Origin of the sequence: Pseudomonas sp. CFBP 8771 (assembly GCF_014841695.1) — a bacterium.
Taxonomy (GTDB): domain Bacteria; phylum Pseudomonadota; class Gammaproteobacteria; order Pseudomonadales; family Pseudomonadaceae; genus Aquipseudomonas; species Aquipseudomonas baltica.
This window is the reverse complement of the sequence record NZ_JACYUJ010000008.1, coordinates 148,207-166,655: the sequence shown is the minus strand read 5'-3', so window position 1 is coordinate 166,655 and position 18,449 is coordinate 148,207. Positions and strand designations below refer to the sequence as shown.

General features: G+C 63.6%; 18 protein-coding genes and 1 tRNA gene. 16 read left to right on the top strand and 3 right to left on the bottom strand.

All coding sequences use genetic code 11. The annotated features are described in order from the left end of the window. Nucleotides 1–216 precede the first annotated feature (216 nt). Together IFT80_RS19095 and rne are read right to left on the bottom strand one after the other, a co-directional pair. Nucleotides 217–293 (bottom strand) — tRNA-Met (locus tag IFT80_RS19095). Between the two features lie 143 nt (nt 294–436). Beyond that, nucleotides 437–3,832 carry a ribonuclease E gene (gene rne, locus IFT80_RS19090; RefSeq protein WP_192138099.1) on the bottom strand — a complete coding sequence of 1,132 codons (3,396 nt, stop codon included), beginning with the start codon at nt 3,830–3,832 and terminating at the stop codon, nt 437–439. A 743-nt stretch (nt 3,833–4,575) separates the two neighbouring features. Between rne and rluC the strand changes: the two genes are divergently transcribed. From rluC to IFT80_RS19075, 3 genes are read left to right on the top strand one after another with little or no spacing between them, the layout of a single operon-like run. Beyond that, nucleotides 4,576–5,532 carry a 23S rRNA pseudouridine(955/2504/2580) synthase RluC gene (gene rluC, locus IFT80_RS19085; protein WP_122476782.1) on the top strand — a complete coding sequence of 319 codons (957 nt, stop codon included), beginning with the start codon at nt 4,576–4,578 and terminating at the stop codon, nt 5,530–5,532. Beyond that, the gene (locus IFT80_RS19080) at nt 5,522–6,190 is read left to right on the top strand and encodes an HAD-IA family hydrolase (protein ID WP_192057861.1); all 669 of its coding nucleotides are present in this window, start codon (nt 5,522–5,524) and stop codon (nt 6,188–6,190) included. Before rluC ends, IFT80_RS19080 begins: the two co-directional genes overlap by 11 nt. Before the next feature lie 14 nt (nt 6,191–6,204). Then, nucleotides 6,205–7,203, top strand: coding sequence for a S49 family peptidase (locus IFT80_RS19075; RefSeq protein ID WP_192138098.1), 999 nt, complete (start codon nt 6,205–6,207; stop codon nt 7,201–7,203). Nucleotides 7,204–7,324: 121 nt separating this feature from the next. Here the strand turns inward: IFT80_RS19075 and IFT80_RS19070 are convergent, their stop codons facing one another. Further along, a complete protein-coding gene (locus IFT80_RS19070; protein ID WP_122476498.1) occupies nt 7,325–7,903 on the bottom strand; it encodes a Maf family protein in 579 nt (192 codons plus the stop codon). A gap of 94 nt (nt 7,904–7,997) precedes the next feature. On the opposite strand from IFT80_RS19070, the gene IFT80_RS19065 reads away from it, so the two are divergent. The 13 genes from IFT80_RS19065 to IFT80_RS19005 all read left to right on the top strand — a co-directional run bounded on the left by IFT80_RS19065 (nt 7,998) and on the right by IFT80_RS19005 (nt 18,289). Beyond that, on the top strand, nt 7,998–8,525 hold the full coding sequence (locus IFT80_RS19065; protein ID WP_122476496.1) for a YceD family protein: 528 nt from the start codon (nt 7,998–8,000) through the stop codon (nt 8,523–8,525). A 13-nt stretch (nt 8,526–8,538) separates the two neighbouring features. Next, nucleotides 8,539–8,721, top strand: a complete 183-nt coding sequence (gene rpmF / locus IFT80_RS19060) for a 50S ribosomal protein L32 (protein ID WP_003179396.1) — start codon at nt 8,539–8,541, stop codon at nt 8,719–8,721. A gap of 3 nt (nt 8,722–8,724) precedes the next feature. After that, nucleotides 8,725–9,735 (top strand): phosphate acyltransferase PlsX, encoded by a 1,011-nt coding sequence (gene plsX, locus IFT80_RS19055; RefSeq protein WP_185794285.1) that lies wholly within the window; start codon nt 8,725–8,727, stop codon nt 9,733–9,735. A 129-nt stretch (nt 9,736–9,864) separates the two neighbouring features. Beyond that, nucleotides 9,865–10,803 (top strand): ACP S-malonyltransferase, encoded by a 939-nt coding sequence (fabD, locus tag IFT80_RS19050; protein WP_192052824.1) that lies wholly within the window; start codon nt 9,865–9,867, stop codon nt 10,801–10,803. Between the two features lie 15 nt (nt 10,804–10,818). After that, nucleotides 10,819–11,559, top strand: coding sequence for a 3-oxoacyl-ACP reductase FabG (gene fabG, locus IFT80_RS19045; RefSeq protein WP_192138097.1), 741 nt, complete (start codon nt 10,819–10,821; stop codon nt 11,557–11,559). 197 nt (nt 11,560–11,756) lie between these two features. Then, nucleotides 11,757–11,993 carry an acyl carrier protein gene (gene acpP, locus IFT80_RS19040; protein ID WP_043185221.1) on the top strand — a complete coding sequence of 79 codons (237 nt, stop codon included), beginning with the start codon at nt 11,757–11,759 and terminating at the stop codon, nt 11,991–11,993. Nucleotides 11,994–12,102: 109 nt separating this feature from the next. Further along, complete coding sequence (gene fabF / locus IFT80_RS19035; RefSeq protein ID WP_122476489.1) at nt 12,103–13,347, top strand: beta-ketoacyl-ACP synthase II; 1,245 nt, start codon at nt 12,103–12,105, stop codon at nt 13,345–13,347. Then, complete coding sequence (pabC, locus tag IFT80_RS19030; protein ID WP_192057864.1) at nt 13,347–14,162, top strand: aminodeoxychorismate lyase; 816 nt, start codon at nt 13,347–13,349, stop codon at nt 14,160–14,162. Before fabF ends, pabC begins: the two co-directional genes overlap by 1 nt. A gap of 3 nt (nt 14,163–14,165) precedes the next feature. Further along, entirely contained in the window at nt 14,166–15,272 is a 1,107-nt protein-coding gene (gene mltG, locus IFT80_RS19025; protein ID WP_192138096.1) for an endolytic transglycosylase MltG, read from the top strand. Nucleotides 15,273–15,289: 17 nt separating this feature from the next. After that, entirely contained in the window at nt 15,290–15,922 is a 633-nt protein-coding gene (gene tmk / locus IFT80_RS19020) for a dTMP kinase (protein WP_192138095.1), read from the top strand. Then, nucleotides 15,915–16,901, top strand: a complete 987-nt coding sequence (locus tag IFT80_RS19015) for a DNA polymerase III subunit delta' (protein WP_192138094.1) — start codon at nt 15,915–15,917, stop codon at nt 16,899–16,901. The genes tmk and IFT80_RS19015 overlap by 8 nt, the downstream gene beginning before the upstream one ends. A 226-nt stretch (nt 16,902–17,127) precedes the next feature. Next, nucleotides 17,128–17,484 (top strand): PilZ domain-containing protein, encoded by a 357-nt coding sequence (locus tag IFT80_RS19010; RefSeq protein ID WP_043185228.1) that lies wholly within the window; start codon nt 17,128–17,130, stop codon nt 17,482–17,484. Between the two features lie 13 nt (nt 17,485–17,497). Further along, a complete protein-coding gene (locus tag IFT80_RS19005) occupies nt 17,498–18,289 on the top strand; it encodes a TatD family hydrolase (protein WP_192057867.1) in 792 nt (263 codons plus the stop codon). The last annotated feature ends 160 nt before the right edge of the window (nt 18,290–18,449 follow it).

Here is an 18,449-nt window from a genome sequence, read left to right as displayed (position 1 = left end):
GCGCAACAGGATGCCGGGATCCCGTCAAAGTACCAATCCCTGTGGAAAAAATAATTCGCGCCATTCTAGCGCCTGCGCACGACCGGTGACCGACGCGTGGCGAACTGTAAAGCAACTTTCACATTGCTGGGTTGCAGGGCGTGTTGCCGTGGCGGAGGGCTTTATCGAGCGCATACGAAAAAGGCCACCCGTTTATAGAGTGGCCCTTCCGATGTTTGGTTGCGGGAGCCGGATTTGAACCGACGACCTTCGGGTTATGAGCCCGACGAGCTACCAGACTGCTCCATCCCGCGTCTGTGGAGGCGCATTCTACAGATAGTTGAAAGGCTGTCAACGCTTAAAATGCATTAAGGTTCGAATCAGGCCGAATTCCTGCACCAACGGCAAGAAAAAGCCCCCGGCGCTTGCACGACGGGGGCTGATTCACACGGGCTGATTACACCAGTGGCTTGGGCTCGTCCTGGGTATCTTGCGCGACAGCGGCGCTGGATACCTCAGTGTCGGGCTGCGAGGCAGCGACTTTCGCTGCTTCCTCGGCTTCGCGCTTGCGACGACGCACTTCACGTGGGTCGTTGGGTGCACGACCATTGCTTGGCAGGGCCGGCGCCGGTTCGACTTCCTGAGCAGGCTCGGGCTCCACGACCGTTGCGGGCTCGCTTGCCTGCACCGGCTCGACGACCGGCAGGACGGCAGCCGGTTCGACCACTACAGGCTCGGCGGCTACTGGTTCCGCGCCAGCCGGTTCGCTGATGTGGTGCAAGGCAGGCTCGGCAGGCAACCACGGTGCGTCTGCGGCAGGCTCGGCAGCGCGAGGCTGAGGCGTCGGCTCGCTGACCTGTGCCGGATCGACCACCACCGGTGCGTCCACTTCGACGTCGGCGCCAGGTTGGCTGATCGGCGTTGGCGTGGCGTCGAACGGAGGCGTCAGTTCCACCGGCTCGGCGACGTGCTCCTGCGCAGGCTCGACGGCTTCGACGGCCTCGGCAGGCTTGGCTGCTTCGGTGACGGGCTGCTGCTCGACTGCCGGTGCGGCGCTTTCGTTGGCAGGCGCAGCCCAGCTTTCGGGCGCCGAGACCGTGGCGGGCCGTTCGACTTCGGGCTCGCTGTGGGCCTGGGCCGGAGCAATTGCTGCAGTGTCTACCGGCACTTCAACAGCCGCTTCGGCGGTCGGCGCGGTGGCGACGATCTCCGGTGCAGCCAGGCTTTCGCTTTCGACGGCGGTGCCTTCGCCGGTGGCAGGCTGCACGCTGCGATTGGCCTGTTCGGCCTGCTCGTGGGCCTGGGCTTCGGCGGAGGCACTGATGGCGCTTTCCGCAACCGCTGCGGTGACGGCAACGCCGGCGGCCAGGGCTGCACCGCTCGACTCGCCTTCGGTGGCCGATTCGTTCGACTCTTCCGAGCCCTCGATCACGTCGCCGTTGGCATCGCGTTGACGTTCGCGGCGGTTGCTGCGACGACGCTGACCACGGGAGCGGCGACGCGGACGATCGCCGTCGTTGCTGTCCTGGTTGTCGTCCTGCAGCAGTTCCTCGTTGGTCAGTGCCTCTTCGGCATTGTCGACTTCGGTCTCGGCCGGGTTTTCCGGATGATCGACACGTTCCTCGCGCGCAGCGCGGGGCTGGCGTTCTTCACGGGCCGGACGCTCTTCGCGCGGTGCACGTTCCTCGCGGGCCGGACGCTCTTCGCGGGGCGCACGTTCTTCGCGCGGAGCACGCTCTTCGCGGACGACACGTTCTTCACGTGGCGCGCGCTCTTCGCGGGCCGGGCGTTCTTCACGTGCGGCCGGAGCGTCCAGCGGCTCACGCAGTTCACGGACGCGTGGAGCGTCGTCGCCACCATTGCGTGGGCGACGGTCTTCACGTGGTGCGCGCGGCTGGCGTTCCTCGCGCGGTGCGCGGGCAGGGCGCTCTTCACGGGCGGCAGGTGCGTCTTCACGGGCAGCGCGATCTTCACGCGGTGCGCGATCCTCGCGTGGCTTGCGTTCTTCGTCGCGGCGACCGCTGCTGCGGTTGCGGCTCTGCTGGCGACCGTTGCGACGCTCTTCGCGCGCCGGGCGCTCGGTGGTGGTGGCAGCGGGTTTCTCGACGACCACAGGTGCAGCAGGCGCTTCCTTGGTGGCGAAGAGGCTTACCAGCGACTTGACCAAGCCCTTGAACAGGCTGGGTTCGGCGATCTGCGGAGCAGGAGTGGGGGCAGGCGCTGCCGCAGCCACGGGGGCAGCTTCTTCGGCTACGACCGGCGCGGCGGCGCGGGTCGGCGCGGTTTTCACTGCGGCTTCCTGGCGGACCAGGGTGCGCGTGGCGGCAACCGGCAGCACTTCTTCCACTTCGGCAGCGGCGATTTCGTAGCTGGATTGGCTGTTCTGCGCTTCCGGGCTGTCGTCACGCAGACGCTGAACTTCGAAGTGCGGCGTTTCCAGGTGATCGTTCGGCAGGATCACGATGCGCGCACGAGTGCGCAGTTCGATCTTGGTGATGGAGTTGCGTTTTTCGTTGAGCAGGAACGCTGCGACCGGAATCGGCACCTGGGCGCGGACTTCGGCAGTGCGGTCCTTCAGGGCTTCTTCTTCGATCAGGCGCAGGATGGCCAGTGACAGCGATTCGACGTCGCGAATGATGCCGGTGCCGCTGCAGCGCGGGCAGACGATGCCGCTGCTCTCGCCCAGCGAGGGACGCAGGCGCTGACGGGACATTTCCAGCAGGCCGAAGCGGGAAATGCGACCCACTTGTACACGAGCGCGGTCGGCTTCCAGCGACTCGCGGACCTTGTCTTCCACGGCGCGCTGGTTCTTGGCCGGCGTCATGTCGATGAAGTCGATGACGATCAGGCCGCCGATGTCGCGCAGGCGCAACTGGCGAGCGATCTCTTCAGCGGCTTCGAGGTTGGTCTGCAGGGCGGTTTCTTCGATGTCGCTGCCTTTGGTGGCGCGCGCCGAGTTGATGTCGATGGACACCAGTGCCTCGGTCGGATCGATGACGATCGAACCGCCGGAAGGCAGCTCGACCACACGCTGGAAAGCGGTTTCGATCTGGCTCTCGATCTGGAAACGGTTGAACAGCGGCACGCTGTCTTCGTACAGCTTGATCTTGCTGGCGTACTGCGGCATCACCTGGCGGATGAAGGTCAGGGCTTCGTCCTGGGCTTCGACGCTGTCGATCAGCACTTCGCCGATGTCCTGGCGCAGGTAGTCGCGGATCGCCCGGATGATGACGTTGCTTTCCTGGTAGATCAGGAAAGGTGCGGAGCGGTCCAGCGAGGCTTCCTTGATCGCGGTCCACAGCTGCAGCAGGTAGTCCAGGTCCCACTGCATTTCTTCGCTGCTGCGGCCAAGGCCGGCCGTGCGAACGATCAGGCCCATGTCGGCAGGAGCGACCAGGCCATTGAGTGCTTCGCGCAGTTCGTTGCGCTCTTCACCCTCGATGCGACGGGAAATGCCACCGGCGCGCGGATTGTTGGGCATCAGTACCAGGTAGCGACCGGCAAGGCTGATGAACGTGGTCAGGGCAGCGCCCTTGTTGCCGCGCTCTTCCTTCTCGACCTGGACGATGACTTCCTGGCCTTCGCTCAGGACTTCCTTGATGTTGACGCGGCCTTCGGGGTTTTTCTTGAAGTACTCGCGGGAGATTTCCTTGAGGGGCAGGAAGCCGTGGCGTTCCGAGCCGAAGTCGACGAAGGCGGCTTCAAGGCTGGGTTCGATGCGAGTGATGCGGCCTTTATAGATGTTGGCCTTCTTCTGCTCGCGGGCGCCTGACTCGATGTCCAGGTCGTAGAGGCGCTGGCCGTCTACAAGGGCAACACGCAACTCTTCGGGTTGAGTTGCGTTGATCAGCATTCTTTTCATGTAGTACCGTCGGTTTCCGGGCTGCCGGAAACGGCGTTCGGCACACACGACTTCTCACGGTCGGTGTCAGGTGCGTCAACAGGGCCTAGGCCACTGCAGTGTCCAGCGATTTCTGCCCAACAGGGGCGGAACCGCGACGACGCGTCCTGCTTGCTGTGGTGTCAAAAGCACTCAGTCAGGAGGAGGAATCAATCGTCTGGCGTGGACGCCCTTGAGCGTCTTGTTCAAGACCGGCATGGCAGAAGTGCCTGAGGCTGCTTCCTGCCGTGACGCGGTACTACACGGTCCGACGGTTGTGCATCTCCACCCTACACGTATCCCTGATAATTCGGGTGCTGCCGCGCGCTGAATCCGCAACGGGTTGGCAATATCGCGAACTTCAATTCGTAAAGTTCGCCCTGTATGACTAAGGCATTGGGTTTCCGAAGCTTGTACCTGAACTGGGTAAGGACGACTGCAAAGCGTAAGTGGCGTCGAACAAAAGGCAGGAAGGTGTCCGGTATGCCGGGGTTCCTGGGCTTTCATCGGTTTTCTCGCACCTGCGCGGCGTTGCCCTCAAACACTCCGTAACTGGCAAAAGCCCCGTAGGACGGCCTCGCGTCCTCGAGAATTGCGTTGGTCAGGGCCGGTTCATAACCGCTTGTCCGCTGCCCAGCCGCTTATGGCGGCGTTCGCGACTATAGCAGCAATCATTAAGTGCTTCAAATCCATAAAAAATTGTTATGATCGCGGCCATGACGACTACTACTCCCCCAACCTCCGGCGTTCAGCTGATCGAGGTTGCGCCGGAACTTGCCGGCCAACGCATAGACAACTTTCTCATCACGGCGCTCAAGGGCGTTCCGAAAACCTTGATCTATCGCATCCTGCGCAAGGGCGAAGTGCGGGTGAACAAGGGGCGCATCAAGCCGGAATACAAGCTGCAGGCCGGCGACATCGTACGCGTGCCGCCGGTGCGCCTGCCCGAGCGCGACGCGCCCGTGCCGGTTGCGCAAGGGCTGCTGCAGCGGCTCGAAGATGCCATCGTCTACGAAGACAAGGCCTTGATCGTGCTGAACAAGCCGGCAGGCATTGCCGTGCATGGCGGCAGCGGCCTGAGCTTCGGCGTGATCGAAGCGTTTCGCCAGTTGCGCCCTGACACCAAGGAGCTCGAACTGGTGCATCGCCTGGATCGCGACACGTCCGGGCTGCTGATGATCGCCAAGAAACGCTCCATGCTGCGCCACCTGCACGCGGCGCTGCGTGGCGACGGTGTCGACAAGCGCTACATGGCGTTGGTGCGTGGGCATTGGGCGACCGCCAAGAAGCAGGTCAATGCGCCCCTGCTCAAGAGCAACCTGCGTTCGGGCGAGCGCATGGTCGAGATCAACGAAGAAGGCAAGGAAGCGCTGACCCTGTTCAAGGTGCTGCGCCGCTTCGGCGACTTCGCGACCATCGTCGAGGCGCGCCCGATCACCGGGCGCACCCATCAGATCCGCGTACACGCCCTGCATGCCGGGCACGAGATTGCCGGCGACACCAAGTACGGCGACGAAAACTTCTCCAAAGAGATTCGCGAGCTGGGTGGCAAGCGTCTGTTCCTGCACGCCTATGCCTTGACGGTGCCGCTGCCCGATGGCGGTGAGTTGAAAGTCGAGGCGCCGGTCGACGAAGTCTGGGCCCGGACCGTGGAGCGCCTGAGTGCAAGCTGATTACTCGCTGTTGATCTTCGATTGGGACGGCACCCTGTGCGACTCCATTGGCCGGATCGTCGAGGCCATGCACGCCGCCGCAGCACTGTCCGGCTACCCGCCGTGCAGTGACGAAGCGGTCAAGGGCATCATCGGCCTGGCCCTGTCCGAAGCCATCGGCGTGCTGTATCCCCAGCTCGACGAGGCGCAGGTGTTGGCCATGCGCGCGCATTACGCCGATGCCTACATGGCCCTGGACGCCACGCCGTCTGCGCTGTTTCCCGGTGTGCGCGAAGCCTTGCTCGGGTTTCGCGAGCAGGGCTATCGCCTTGCCGTGGCAACCGGCAAGGCGCGGCGCGGGCTGGATAGAGTGCTCAAGGCGCATGGCTGGGAAGACTTTTTCGACATCACCCGTGCTGCCGATGAAACCCGCGGCAAGCCCCATCCTCTGATGCTCGAGCAGATCATGAGCCATTGCGGGGCAGGGCCTGAGCGCTCGCTGATGGTCGGCGATGCCTCGTTCGATCTATTGATGGCGCGCAATGCCGGCATGCACAGCGTGGCCGTCGGTTACGGCGCCCTGCCGCTGCATGTGCTGCGGCAATACGAGCCGCAGCTGTGCATCGAATCGTTCGATCAATTGCCCGCGTGGCTCGACAGTCGTCGCGTATCAGCCTGAACAAGAGGTAGAGAATGTCCGATCAATGGAAAGCTCCACGCAGTGAAGAAGACAGCGCGCCCATAGGTGATGAGAAAAGCTGGCGACTGCTCGAAAAGACCCTGCTGGCCAGTGTGCAGGAACAGCGCCGCGCTCGCCGCTGGGGCATCTTCTTCAAGCTGCTGACGTTCATCTATCTGTTCGGCGCGATCTTTCTCTTCTCGCCGCTGCTGGATATGGAAAAGGCCACGAGCAGCAGTGCGTCCGGCTATACCGCGGTGATCGACGTGCGCGGTGTGATTGCCGACAAGGAAGCCGCGAGCGCAGACAATATCGTCGGCAGCCTGCGCAGTGCATTCGAAGACACCAAGGTCAAGGGCGTGATCTTGCGCATCAACAGCCCTGGCGGCAGTCCGGTGCAGTCCGGCTACGTCTTCGACGAGATCCGTCGCTTGCGCGGCGAGCACCCGGACATCAAGGTTTACGCGGTCATTGCCGACCTGGGCGCGTCCGGGGCCTATTACATCGCCAGCGCCGCGGATGAGATCTACGCCGACAAATCCAGCCTGGTCGGTTCCATTGGCGTGACGGCGGCCGGCTACGGCTTCGTCGGCACCATGGAAAAGCTGGGCGTCGAGCGCCGCGCCTATACCTCGGGCGAGCACAAGGCATTCCTGGATCCGTTCCAGCCCCAGCGTGCCGATGAGACCGAGTTCTGGAAGGGCGTGCTGGCGACCACCCACCGGCAGTTCATCGACAGCGTCAAGGCCGGCCGTGGTGACCGACTCAAAGACAAAGAGCATCCCGAATTGTTTTCCGGCCTGATCTGGTCGGGCGAACAGGCACTGCAACTGGGTTTGGTCGACGCGCTGGGCAGCAGCAGCATGGTTGCCCGCGACGTGATCGGCGCCAATGACATGGTCGACTTCACCGTGAAGGAATCGCCGCTCGACCGCTTCTCGAAGAAGTTCGGTGCCAGCGTTGCCGATCAGATCGCGATGTGGATGGGATTCCAGGGGCCGAGCCTGCGCTGAGTCGTTGCAGCGCTGTCGATGGCCTCTTCGCGGGCAGAGCCCGCTCCCACAGAAGGCTGCTCCTGCGCTTGTGGGGGGCGGGCTCTGCCCGCGAAAGCGGCAGTAATCACCCCCGCAAGGCTCAAGGCAGTTGCACACCCTCTGCAAGCAGCATGTCCACCAGGCGAATCAGCGGCAGGCCCACCAGGCTGGTGGCATCCGCACCTTCGGTGCTCTGGAACAGGGTCACACCCAGCCCTTCGGCCTTGAAGCTGCCGGCGCAGTCATAAGGCTGCTCCGCCAACAGGTAGCGTTCGATGGCAGCGGCCGATAGCGGGCGCATGTGCACCGTGAACGGCACCACATCGACCTGGCACTCGCCGCTTACCACATTCAATAGCGCCAGCCCGGTCAGAAACGTGACGGACCGGCCGCTGGCAGCCAGCAATTGCTCGCGCGCCTGTGCGAAGCCGCCAGGCTTGCCCAGAACCCTGTCTGCGAGCACCGCAACCTGGTCCGAACCAATGATCAAATGCCCGGGATGCAGCGCGGCCAGCGCCCGGGCTTTCTGCTCGGCGAGGCGTTTGACCAGGGCGCAGGCCGGCTCGTCTGGCAGGTGACTTTCGTCGATGTCGGGCGATGCGCAGGTGAACGGCAGGCGCAGCCGCGCCAGCAGTTCGCGGCGGTAGGGGGAGCTGGAAGCGAGTAGCAGGGCTGGCATGGAAGGCTCCTGTGGATGAACGGCCACTCTATCATGCACTTGGGCCTGAATTTCCTTTGACAGGTGAGGGGGTCGTCCCTAGAATGCTGCGCCTATGTTGAATGACCCGATTCCACCTCACGTTGACCCGCGCAAATTGGCAGATCGTGGCGTAACCCTAGAAGGTTCGCTGCTCTTGGCCGATTTGGAGAGACTCTGCGACCCGCTTTCCGACACCGTCGGTACGGTGCAGGCCAAATTCATTTTCGAGCGAGACGAACGCAAGGCCGTGGTCATCCACAGCTGCCTGGACGTCGAAGTCAAGATGGTTTGCCAGCGTTGTCTTGAGCTGGTAACCCTGCCGATCCACAGCGAATGCAGTTATGCCGTGGTGAAGGAGGGTGCGAACACCCAGTCGTTACCGAAAGGTTATGACGTGCTGGAACTGGGCGAAGATCCATTGGATCTGCAGGCGCTGGTCGAGGAGGAGCTGTTGCTCGCCTTGCCTATCGTGCCTGCTCATCATCCGGAAGAATGCCAGCAGCCGGCGGGAGCAGATGATCCCGATCCGAGCGAGGACGAGGTAACGCGGTCCAACCCGTTCAGTGTATTGGCGCAGTTAAAGCGTGACCCAAACGTTTAGGAGTTAATCAATTATGGCTGTTCAGCAGAACAAAAAATCCCGCTCTGCCCGTGACATGCGCCGTTCGCACGACGCACTCGAGGCAAGCACCCTGTCGGTCGAAAAGACCACCGGTGAAGTGCACCTGCGTCACCACGTATCGCCAGAAGGCGTATACCGTGGCCGTAAAGTGATCGACAAGGGCGCTGACGAGTAAATCTTGTCCGCTCAGTCCATCGCGATTGATGCAATGGGCGGGGACTTCGGTCCCCGCAGCATTGTTCAGGCCAGCCTTGCCTGCCTGTCAGCTACGCCCTCGCTGCACCTGACCCTCGTCGGTCACCCTCAACTTCTCGAAGAACTGATTGCCAGCCAGCCGGCAATGGATCGCTCACGCCTGCACATCGCTGCCGCCGGTGAAGTGGTCGGCATGGACGAGCGCCCGTCCCAGGCGTTGCGCGGCAAGCCGGATTCGTCGATGCGTGTGGCGCTCGAGCTGCTGCGTGACGAGCAGGTCCAGGCGGTGGTCAGCGCCGGCAACACCGGGGCTCTGATGGCCTTGTCCAGGCACTTGCTGAAGACCCTGCCGGGCATCGACCGCCCGGCCATGATGGCCGCGATCCCGACACGGGGAGGGTACTGCCAGCTGCTGGACCTGGGCGCCAATGTCGACTGCAGTGCCGAGCACCTGTATCAGTTCGCCGTGATGGGCTCGGTCGCGGCCCAGGCACTGGGCGTCGAGCGGCCGCGGGTTGCGCTGCTCAACGTGGGCACCGAGGACATCAAGGGCAACCAGCAGGTCAAGCTTGCCGCCAGCCTGTTGCGCAAGGCGCAGGGCCTGAACTATACCGGCTACATCGAAGGCGACGGCGTGTTTCGAGGCGAGGCCGATGTGGTGGTGTGCGACGGCTTCGTCGGCAATATCCTGCTCAAATCCAACGAAGGCCTGGCCGGCATGTTCGCCGAGCGCGTGCAGGCGCTGTTTCGCAGCAGCCTGATGGCGCGCGCCGCGGGCGTGCTGGCTCTGCCGTTGCTCAAGCGACTGCAGGCCGACCTGGCCCCTGCGCGCTACAACGGCGCAAGTCTGCTCGGCCTGCAGGGCATCGTGGTCAAGAGCCATGGCGCCGCTGGCGTGGAAGGGCTGCAGTGTGCGATAGACCGGGCGCGCGACGAGATTCGCGAAAACCTGCCGCGACGCCTGCATGGGCAGCTGGCGCAGAGGCTGCTTTAGGCGTGCGCGGCCAGAGGTGCTTAAATGTGACCACTGGCAGGTGTACGTTATCCAACTGTCAGTTCAGTGCGCCGGACAAGCTTCCGGCGTCGAATTTTCCGGCAACAAGATCATACAAGGGCTTGTTCAATGTCTGCATCCCTCGCATTCGTTTTCCCGGGGCAAGGCTCCCAGTCGCTCGGCATGCTGGCCGAGCTGGGTGCGCAGTACCCCTTGGTCATGGACACCTTCAAGGAGGCGTCCGACGCCTTGGGCTATGACCTCTGGGCGCTGGTTCAACAGGGCCCGGTCGAAAGCCTCAACCAGACCGACAAGACGCAACCCGCCATTCTTGCCGCTTCCATCGCGCTTTGGCGCCTGTGGTTGGCCGAGGGCGGCGAGCGTCCGGCCTATGTCGCCGGCCACAGCCTGGGCGAATACAGTGCGCTGGTGGCCGCAGGCTGCCTGTCCCTGGCCGATGCGGTCAAGCTGGTGGAGCGTCGCGGCCAGTTGATGCAGGAAGCGGTTCCCGCCGGGCAGGGGGCCATGGCGGCCATTCTTGGCCTGGAAGACGCCGATGTGCTGGCAGCCTGCGCCGAAGCGGCCCAGGGCGACGTGGTCAGCGCGGTCAATTTCAACTCTCCGGGCCAGGTGGTGATTGCCGGTTCGGCGCAAGCCGTTGCCCGTGCCATCGAACTGTGCAAGGCCAAGGGCGCCAAGCGCGCCATGCCGTTGCCGGTCAGCGTGCCGTCGCACTGTGCCTTGATGAAACCGGCTGCCGAGCGTTTCGCCGAGTCGGTCAATGCCATCGACTGGCAGTCGCCGCAAATTCCGGTCGTGCAGAATGTCAGCGCCGCTGTGCCGGCCGATCTCGACACCCTCAAGCGCGACCTGCTCGAGCAGTTGTACAAGCCGGTGCGCTGGGTTGAAACCGTGCAATACCTGGCCGCCCAGGGCGCACCGCGTCTCGTGGAATGCGGACCGGGCAAGGTCCTGGCCGGCCTCAACAAGCGCTGCGCCGAGGGCGTGAGCACCGACAACCTGAACACCCCCGAAGCCTTCGCCGCCACCCGCGCGGCGCAAGCCTGATCAAGGAGAACTTGCATGAGCCTGCAAGGTAAAGTTGCACTGGTCACTGGCGCAAGCCGTGGCATTGGCCAGGCGATTGCCCTGGAACTGGGTCGCATGGGCGCCACCGTCATCGGCACTGCTACCTCCGAAAGCGGCGCCGCACGCATTGCTGCCACGCTCAAGGAGCACGGCATCGAAGGCACCGGCCTGGAGCTGAACGTGTGCAGTGACGAGTCGGTGGCTGCCACCCTGGCCAAGATCCAGGAGCAGTTCGGCGCCCCGGCGATTCTGGTCAACAACGCCGGCATCACCCGCGACAACCTGATGCTGCGCATGAAAGACGACGAATGGCACGATGTGGTCGATACCAACCTCAACAGCCTGTTCCGCCTGTCCAAGGCCGTATTGCGTGGCATGACCAAAGCGCGATGGGGCCGGATCATCAGCATTGGTTCGGTTGTAGGTGCAATGGGCAACGTCGGCCAAGTAAACTACGCCGCGGCCAAGGCCGGTCTCGAGGGTTTCAGTCGTGCCCTGGCACGTGAAGTCGGCTCGCGCGCAATCACCGTGAACTCGGTGGCGCCCGGTTTCATCGACACCGACATGACCCGCGAACTGCCCGAAGCACAGCGCGAAGCGCTGCAGGGCCAGATTCCGCTGGGTCGCCTGGGTCAGGTCGACGAAATCGCCAAAGTGGTCGGTTTTCTGGCTTCCGACGGTGCAGCCTACGTCACAGGGGCTACAATCCCGGTGAACGGCGGCATGTACATGTAAATGAAAATGTGACGGATTGCTTCAAAAAAATGTCTTACCCGGCATCCAAAATCCGTTATAAAGCTGCATCCGAATTCTAGGTGGCGGGCTTACGTGGGGTCGCAGTGACGCTTTCAGTTTGAAAAGCCGAGCTTCTTCTATAAACTTACGTACCGGCCAGCCGCCTGACATATGTCCATTAGGAGTGAAAACAAGGTATGAGCACCATCGAAGAACGCGTCAAGAAGATCGTCGCCGAGCAACTGGGCGTCAAAGCGGAGGAGGTCAACAACACTTCTTCCTTCGTTGAAGATCTGGGTGCCGATTCCCTGGACACCGTTGAGCTGGTGATGGCTCTGGAAGAGGAATTCGAAACCGAGATTCCTGACGAAGAAGCCGAGAAAATCACCACTGTTCAAGCTGCCATCGATTACGTCACCGCCCACCAGGCGTAACGTTTTGTAATCGCCGTTGCTTGTCATGGAAAACCGCACTGCCTTCGTTGGCGTGCGGTTTTTTCTTTAGACGGCCGCGCGGTGATGTTTCCAGAATAAGGAGAGTGCTGTGTCGCGTAGACGCGTCGTGGTCACAGGTATGGGCATGCTGTCACCGCTGGGCACCGACGTGCCGAGCAGCTGGCAGGGCATCCTGGCCGGCCGCAGTGGCATAGGTCCCATCGAACATACGGATCTGTCGGCCTATTCGACCCGTTTCGGCGGCTCGGTGAAGGGGTTCGATGTCGAGCAATACCTCTCGGTCAAGGAGGCACGCAAGCTCGACTTGTTCATTCAGTATGGCCTGGCCGCGGGTTTCCAGGCAGTACGCAACGCGGGCCTGGAAGTCACCGACGCCAATCGCGAGCGTATCGGCGTGGCCATGGGCTCGGGCATCGGTGGGCTGACCAATATCGAAGAAACCTGCCGCATCCTGCACGACAGCGGGCCACGGCGGATATCGCCGTTCTTCGTGCCTGGCTCCATCATCAACATGATTTCCGGTTTCCTGTCGATTCACCTCGGTGCGCAGGGGCCCAACTACGCAATCGCCACCGCCTGCACCACCGGCACCCATTGCATTGGCATGGCGGCACGCAACATCGTCTATGGCGAGGCTGACGTGATGATCGCCGGCGGTGCGGAAATGGCCGCCTGCGGGCTGGGCATGGGCGGCTTCGGCGCGGCGCGTGCCTTGTCCACGCGCAATGACGAGCCAACCCGGGCCAGCCGTCCGTGGGACAAGGGCCGCGACGGTTTCGTCCTGTCCGATGGCGCAGGCGCGCTGGTGCTCGAAGAACTCGAGCACGCCCAGGCGCGTGGTGCGACCATCTATGCCGAGCTGATCGGTTTCGGCACCAGCGGCGATGCGTTCCACATGACTTCGCCGCCTGAAGATGGCGCCGGTGCGGCACGCTGCATGACCAATGCGCTGCGCGATGCCGGCATCACGCCCGACCAGGTGCAGTACATCAATGCCCATGGCACCTCGACCTCGGCGGGCGATCTGGCCGAAGTCAGCGCCATCAAGACCGTGTTCGGCGACCATGCGTACAAGCTGGCGGTAAGCTCGACCAAATCGATGACCGGTCACCTGCTGGGTGCCGCCGGTGCCGTCGAGGCCATCTTCAGTGTGCTGGCCATCAACAGCCAGATGGCGCCGCCGACCATCAACCTGGACGAGCCGGACGAGGGCTGCGACCTGGACTTCGTGCCGCACACCGCGCGCAGCATGCCGATCGACGTGGTGCTGAGCAACTCGTTCGGTTTCGGTGGAACCAACGGTTCCCTGGTGTTCCGGCGCTTTCCCGGTTGATGCAGGCCTGGCTCGACGGGCAGCCAGGCGATGCGCTGGGCCTGAAGAGTCGAGGCCTGGCCTACGGAGATGGTGTGTTCGAAACCATTGCCGTACGCAATGGCCAGGCGGTGCTGCTGGACCGTCACCTGACGCGCGTTGCGCTGGGCTGCCAGCGTCTGGCGATCGTGGCCGAACTGGCGGTGTTGCGCGACGAGGTTGTGCGCTATGCGGCGGCACTGGGTCAGGGCGTGCTCAAGTTGATCGTCACTCGCGGTGACAGTGCGCGCGGTTATGCCGCTGATCCGCAGGCCGCGGCGCGGCGCATTCTGCAAGGTTCTCCCAGCCCTGCCTATCCGCAGACGCACCGCGCGCAGGGTGTGGAACTCTACCCGTGCAGCACGCGGCTCGCCGAGCAACCCTTGCTGGCCGGACTCAAGCACCTCAATCGCCTGGAGCAGGTACTGGCCCGCGCCGAATGGAGCGACCCGGCTTTTGCCGAAGGTTTGATGCTGGACGTGTCCGGGCGCCTCGTCGAAGGGGTCTACAGCAATCTGTTCCTGGTGGTCGACGGGGTGTTGCACACGCCCGCGCTGCATCGCTGCGGCGTGGCCGGAGTGATGCGCGCCGAACTGCTGGAGCAAGCCGCGACGCTGGGTCTGCAGGTGTCCGTGGGTGACCTGTGGCCAGCGGACCTGGCACGGGCCGACGAAGTATTCGTCTGCAACAGTGTCTACGGCGTGTGGCCGGTGCGCGCTTTCACGTCGCTGAGGTGGTCGCCGGGACCGCTCACCCGTAAACTGCAAGGCATTGCCCACGCGCTATTGGATGCCTGATTTGTGAAGCGTAAATTTCTGCTGTTGCTGGAAACGCTCATCGTTGTTGCCGCACTGGCGACGGGCGTGGCGGCCTGGAAAGTCGACAGTGCCTTGAACCAGCCGCTGGCCGTGGCTCAAGAACAGCTGCTCGACGTGCCCAACCGCGCAACCCCCGGCGGCACGATCCTGCGCATGCAGGCGGCGGGCACCCTGCGCGATGCATTCTGGTTGCGCCTGTACTGGCGCTTCAACCGTGCCGGACAGCCTCTGCACACCGGCGAATACCGCATGACGCCCGGCATGACCGTCAACGACCTGTTCAACGTCTGGCAGCGCGGCGAGGTGGTGCAGTACAGCCTGACCCTGGTCGAAGGCTGGAATTTCCGTCAGGTGCGCGCGGCACTGGCGCGTCAGGACAAGCTCGAGCAGACCCTGGGCGGGCTCAGCGACAGTGAGGTCATGGCGCGCATCGGCCACCCCAAGGCGTTCCCCGAAGGTCGATTCTTCCCTGACACCTACAAGTACGTGCGTGGCATGAGCGATGTCGAGCTGCTGCAGCAGGCCTACGCCCGTCTTGAAGAAGTGCTGGCCAGCGAATGGAGCGAGCGCGCCGCCAGCGCACCCTACAGCGAGCCTTACCAGGCGCTGATCATGGCCTCGCTGGTGGAAAAGGAAACCGGTGTGCCTCAGGAGCGCGGCGAGATCGCCGGGGTCTTCGTGCGTCGTCTCAAGACGGGCATGTTGCTGCAGACCGACCCGACCGTCATCTATGGCATGGGCGAGCGCTACAACGGCAAGCTGACCCGCGCCGACCTGCGCGAGCCGACGGCCTACAACACCTACGTGATCGCCGGAATGCCGCCCACGCCCATTGCCATGGTGGGCCGCGAGGCGATTCATGCCGCGCTCAACCCGGTCCCCGGCAGCAGCCTGTATTTCGTCGCGCGCGGCGACGGCAGCCATGTCTTTTCCGACGATCTGGATGCCCACAACAACGCCGTGCGCGAGTACCAACTCAAACGTCGCGCCGATTATCGCTCGAGCCCCGCGCCTGCCGCGGCGCCGACAGAGACCGGTACGCGCGAGCCACAAGAGAAGCCGGACGCCGTCGAGGCACCTGCTCCATGACTTTGCAAGGACACCCTGTGACCGGTTTATTCATCACTCTGGAAGGGCCGGAAGGCGCGGGCAAGAGTACCAATCGCGAGTACCTGGCCGAGCGTCTGCGCGCCAGCGGACTGGACGTGGTGCTGACCCGCGAGCCGGGCGGCACGCCCCTGGCCGAACGTATCCGCGAACTGCTGCTGGCACCCAGCGATGAAACCATGTGCGTGGATACCGAACTGCTGCTGATGTTCGCCGCGCGCGCGCAACACCTGGCCCAGGTGATTCGCCCGGCGCTGGCGCGTGGCGCGGTGGTGTTGTGCGATCGGTTCACCGATGCCACTTACGCCTATCAGGGCGGCGGCCGTGGTTTATCCCAGGAACGCATCGCCCAGCTCGAAACCTTCGTCCAGGGCACGTTGCGCCCGGACCTGACGCTGGTGTTCGACCTGCCCGTGGAAGTCGGCTTGGCGCGGGCCAGCGCGCGGGGTCGCCTCGATCGTTTCGAACAGGAAGGCCGGGCGTTCTTCGAGGCCGTGCGTGGCGCCTACCTGGCGCGCGCCGCTGCAGCGCCTTCGCGCTATCGGGTAGTCGATGCCGGGCAGAGCCTGGCGCAGGTCCAGCAGGAGCTGGATGCGTTGCTGCCCGAGCTGCGAGGTTTGCCGCGTGGCTGACGCCTACCCCTGGCAGGATGACCTCTGGCAGAAGCTGGCCGGCCGCACCCAGCATGCTCACGCCTACCTGCTGCACGGGCCGCAGGGCATCGGCAAGCGTGCCCTGGCCGAGCGCCTGATGGCACTGTTGCTGTGCCAGCGTCCGGCCGCGCAGCACGCCTGTGGGGCCTGCAAGTCGTGTCTGTTGCTGCAGGCCGGCAGCCATCCGGACAACTTCATCCTCGAACCTGAGGAAGCGGACAAGGCGATCAAGGTCGACCAGGTGCGCGAGTTGGTCGCCTTCGTGGTGCAGACCGCGCAAATGGGCGGGCGCAAGGTCGTGCTGATCGAGCCTGCCGAAGCGATGAACGTCAATGCGGCCAACGCATTGTTGAAAAGTCTCGAGGAGCCTTCGGGCAATACCGTCTTGCTGTTGGTCAGTCATCAGCCCAGTCGACTGCTGCCCACGGTCAAGAGCCGTTGCGTGCAGCAGGCGTGCCCGTTGCCTACTCAGGCCGTCAGCCTGCAGTGGCTGGCCACGGCGCTGCCGGAAGTGGACGGGGCTGCGCGCACCGATCTGCTCGCGTTGGCCGCAGGCTCGCCGCTGGCAGCGGTGAGGTTGCAGGCTGGCGGTATCGTCGAGCAGCGGGCGCTGGTAGTCGAAGGGGTGAAGAAGCTGCTGAAAGGGCAGCAGACGCCCAGCCAGTTGGCCGAAGCCTGGAGCGCTGTGCCATTGCTGCTGCTGTTCGACTGGTTCTGTGAGTGGTCGAACCTGTTGCTGCGCTATCGCCTGACGACGGACGAGCAGGGGCTGGGCTTGAGCGACATGCGCAAGGTGCTGCAATATCTGGCTGACAAGAGTACCCAGAGCAAGGTACTGGCCATTCAGGATTGGGTGTTGATGCAGCGCCAGAAAGTGCTGGCCAAGGCCAACCTGAACCGGGTATTGCTCATCGAGGCGCTGCTGGTGTCCTGGATGGCCTTGCCGGGGCAGACGTGATGGGTGCATTGTGATCGAACGCTGCCGATGTTGGTTGCGGTTTGTCTGATGTACCGTGGTGATACCGGACGCGGCTCGCGCCGCTGCTACAGGGATGCGCCGGTTGTAGCAGCGGCGCAAGCCGCGTCGACGGCGGACGTGGTTGGGTCGGTGCGACGCGGTGACGCCGGATGCGGCGGACGCGGTTTGACTGCTGCGAAAATTCACTATCAGTAACGGAGCACGAATGAATCAACCCGTCAGTCCCGGACCGCGCAACGGTATTCTGTCCCTGACCATCAAGGACAAAGCCGTCCTGTACGCGGCTTACATGCCGTTCATCAAAAACGGCGGCTTGTTCATTCCGACCAGCAAGAGCTACAAGCTGGGCGATGAGCTGTTCATGCTGCTCAACCTGATGGATGAGCCGGAGAAGATTCCCGTGGCCGGTCGCGTCGCCTGGATCACCCCCAAGGGCGCCCAGGGTAACCGCGCTGCGGGCGTGGGCGTGCAGTTCAACGACGGCGACAATACTGCGCGCAACAAGATCGAAACCTATCTGGCCGGCGCCCTGAAGTCCGACCGTCCCACTCACACGATGTAGTCCCCATACCCCCATGCTCGTAGATTCCCACTGTCACCTCGACCGCCTCGACCTTGCCGAACACGACGGCTGCCTGGACACCGCCTTGGAGGCCGCGCGTACCTGCGGTGTAGGGCATTTCCTGTGCATCGGCGTCAGCGCCGAGAACGCCGCCACGGTCAAGGCCCTGGCCGGCCGCTACGACGACGTCGATTGCTCGGTCGGCATTCATCCCCTCGACCTCGCTCCCGGCAAGCCGCCCGCGCTGGACTGGCTGATGGCCGAGCTCGACGCGCCATGCGTGGTGGCGATCGGTGAAACCGGCCTGGACTACCACTACGAACCCGAGGCAGCGCAGCTGCAGCAGGAGTCGTTTCGACTGCACCTGCAGGCGGCCAATCTGACCGGTAAGCCGGTGATCGTGCATACCCGCGGCGCGCGCGCCGATACCCTGGATTTGTTGCGCGAGGCGCAATTGCCCCAGGCCGGCGTGCTGCATTGCTTCACCGAAGACTGGGCGATGGCCAAGGCCGCCCTCGACCTGGGGTTCTACATTTCGCTGTCGGGCATCGTGACCTTCCGCAATGCCGATGCCCTGCGTGAAGTTGCGCGGCAGGTGCCGGCCGATCGCTTGCTGGTCGAAACCGACTCGCCCTATCTGGCACCCATTCCCTACCGTGGCAAGTCCAATCTGCCGCAGTACGTCCGCGAAGTGGCACAGTGCATCGCCACGGTCCGCGGCGAGACATTCGACAGCCTGGCCGAGCGCACCACCGACAATTTCTGCCGGCTGTTCCCCCTGGCGCGTGTTCGTCGCCAGGCTTGAGCCTGCGCGGGCAAAAAAAACCCGGGCTCTGGGGGGAGAATCCCGGGTCAAGACCATTAGGAGTCACAACAGGCGCGTGGTCCATCGACGCCTTGCCGCCGCATCACTTGGGGGAGTATGGCGCGACGACAGTTCAAGTATTGTCGAATGGGTCAGGGGC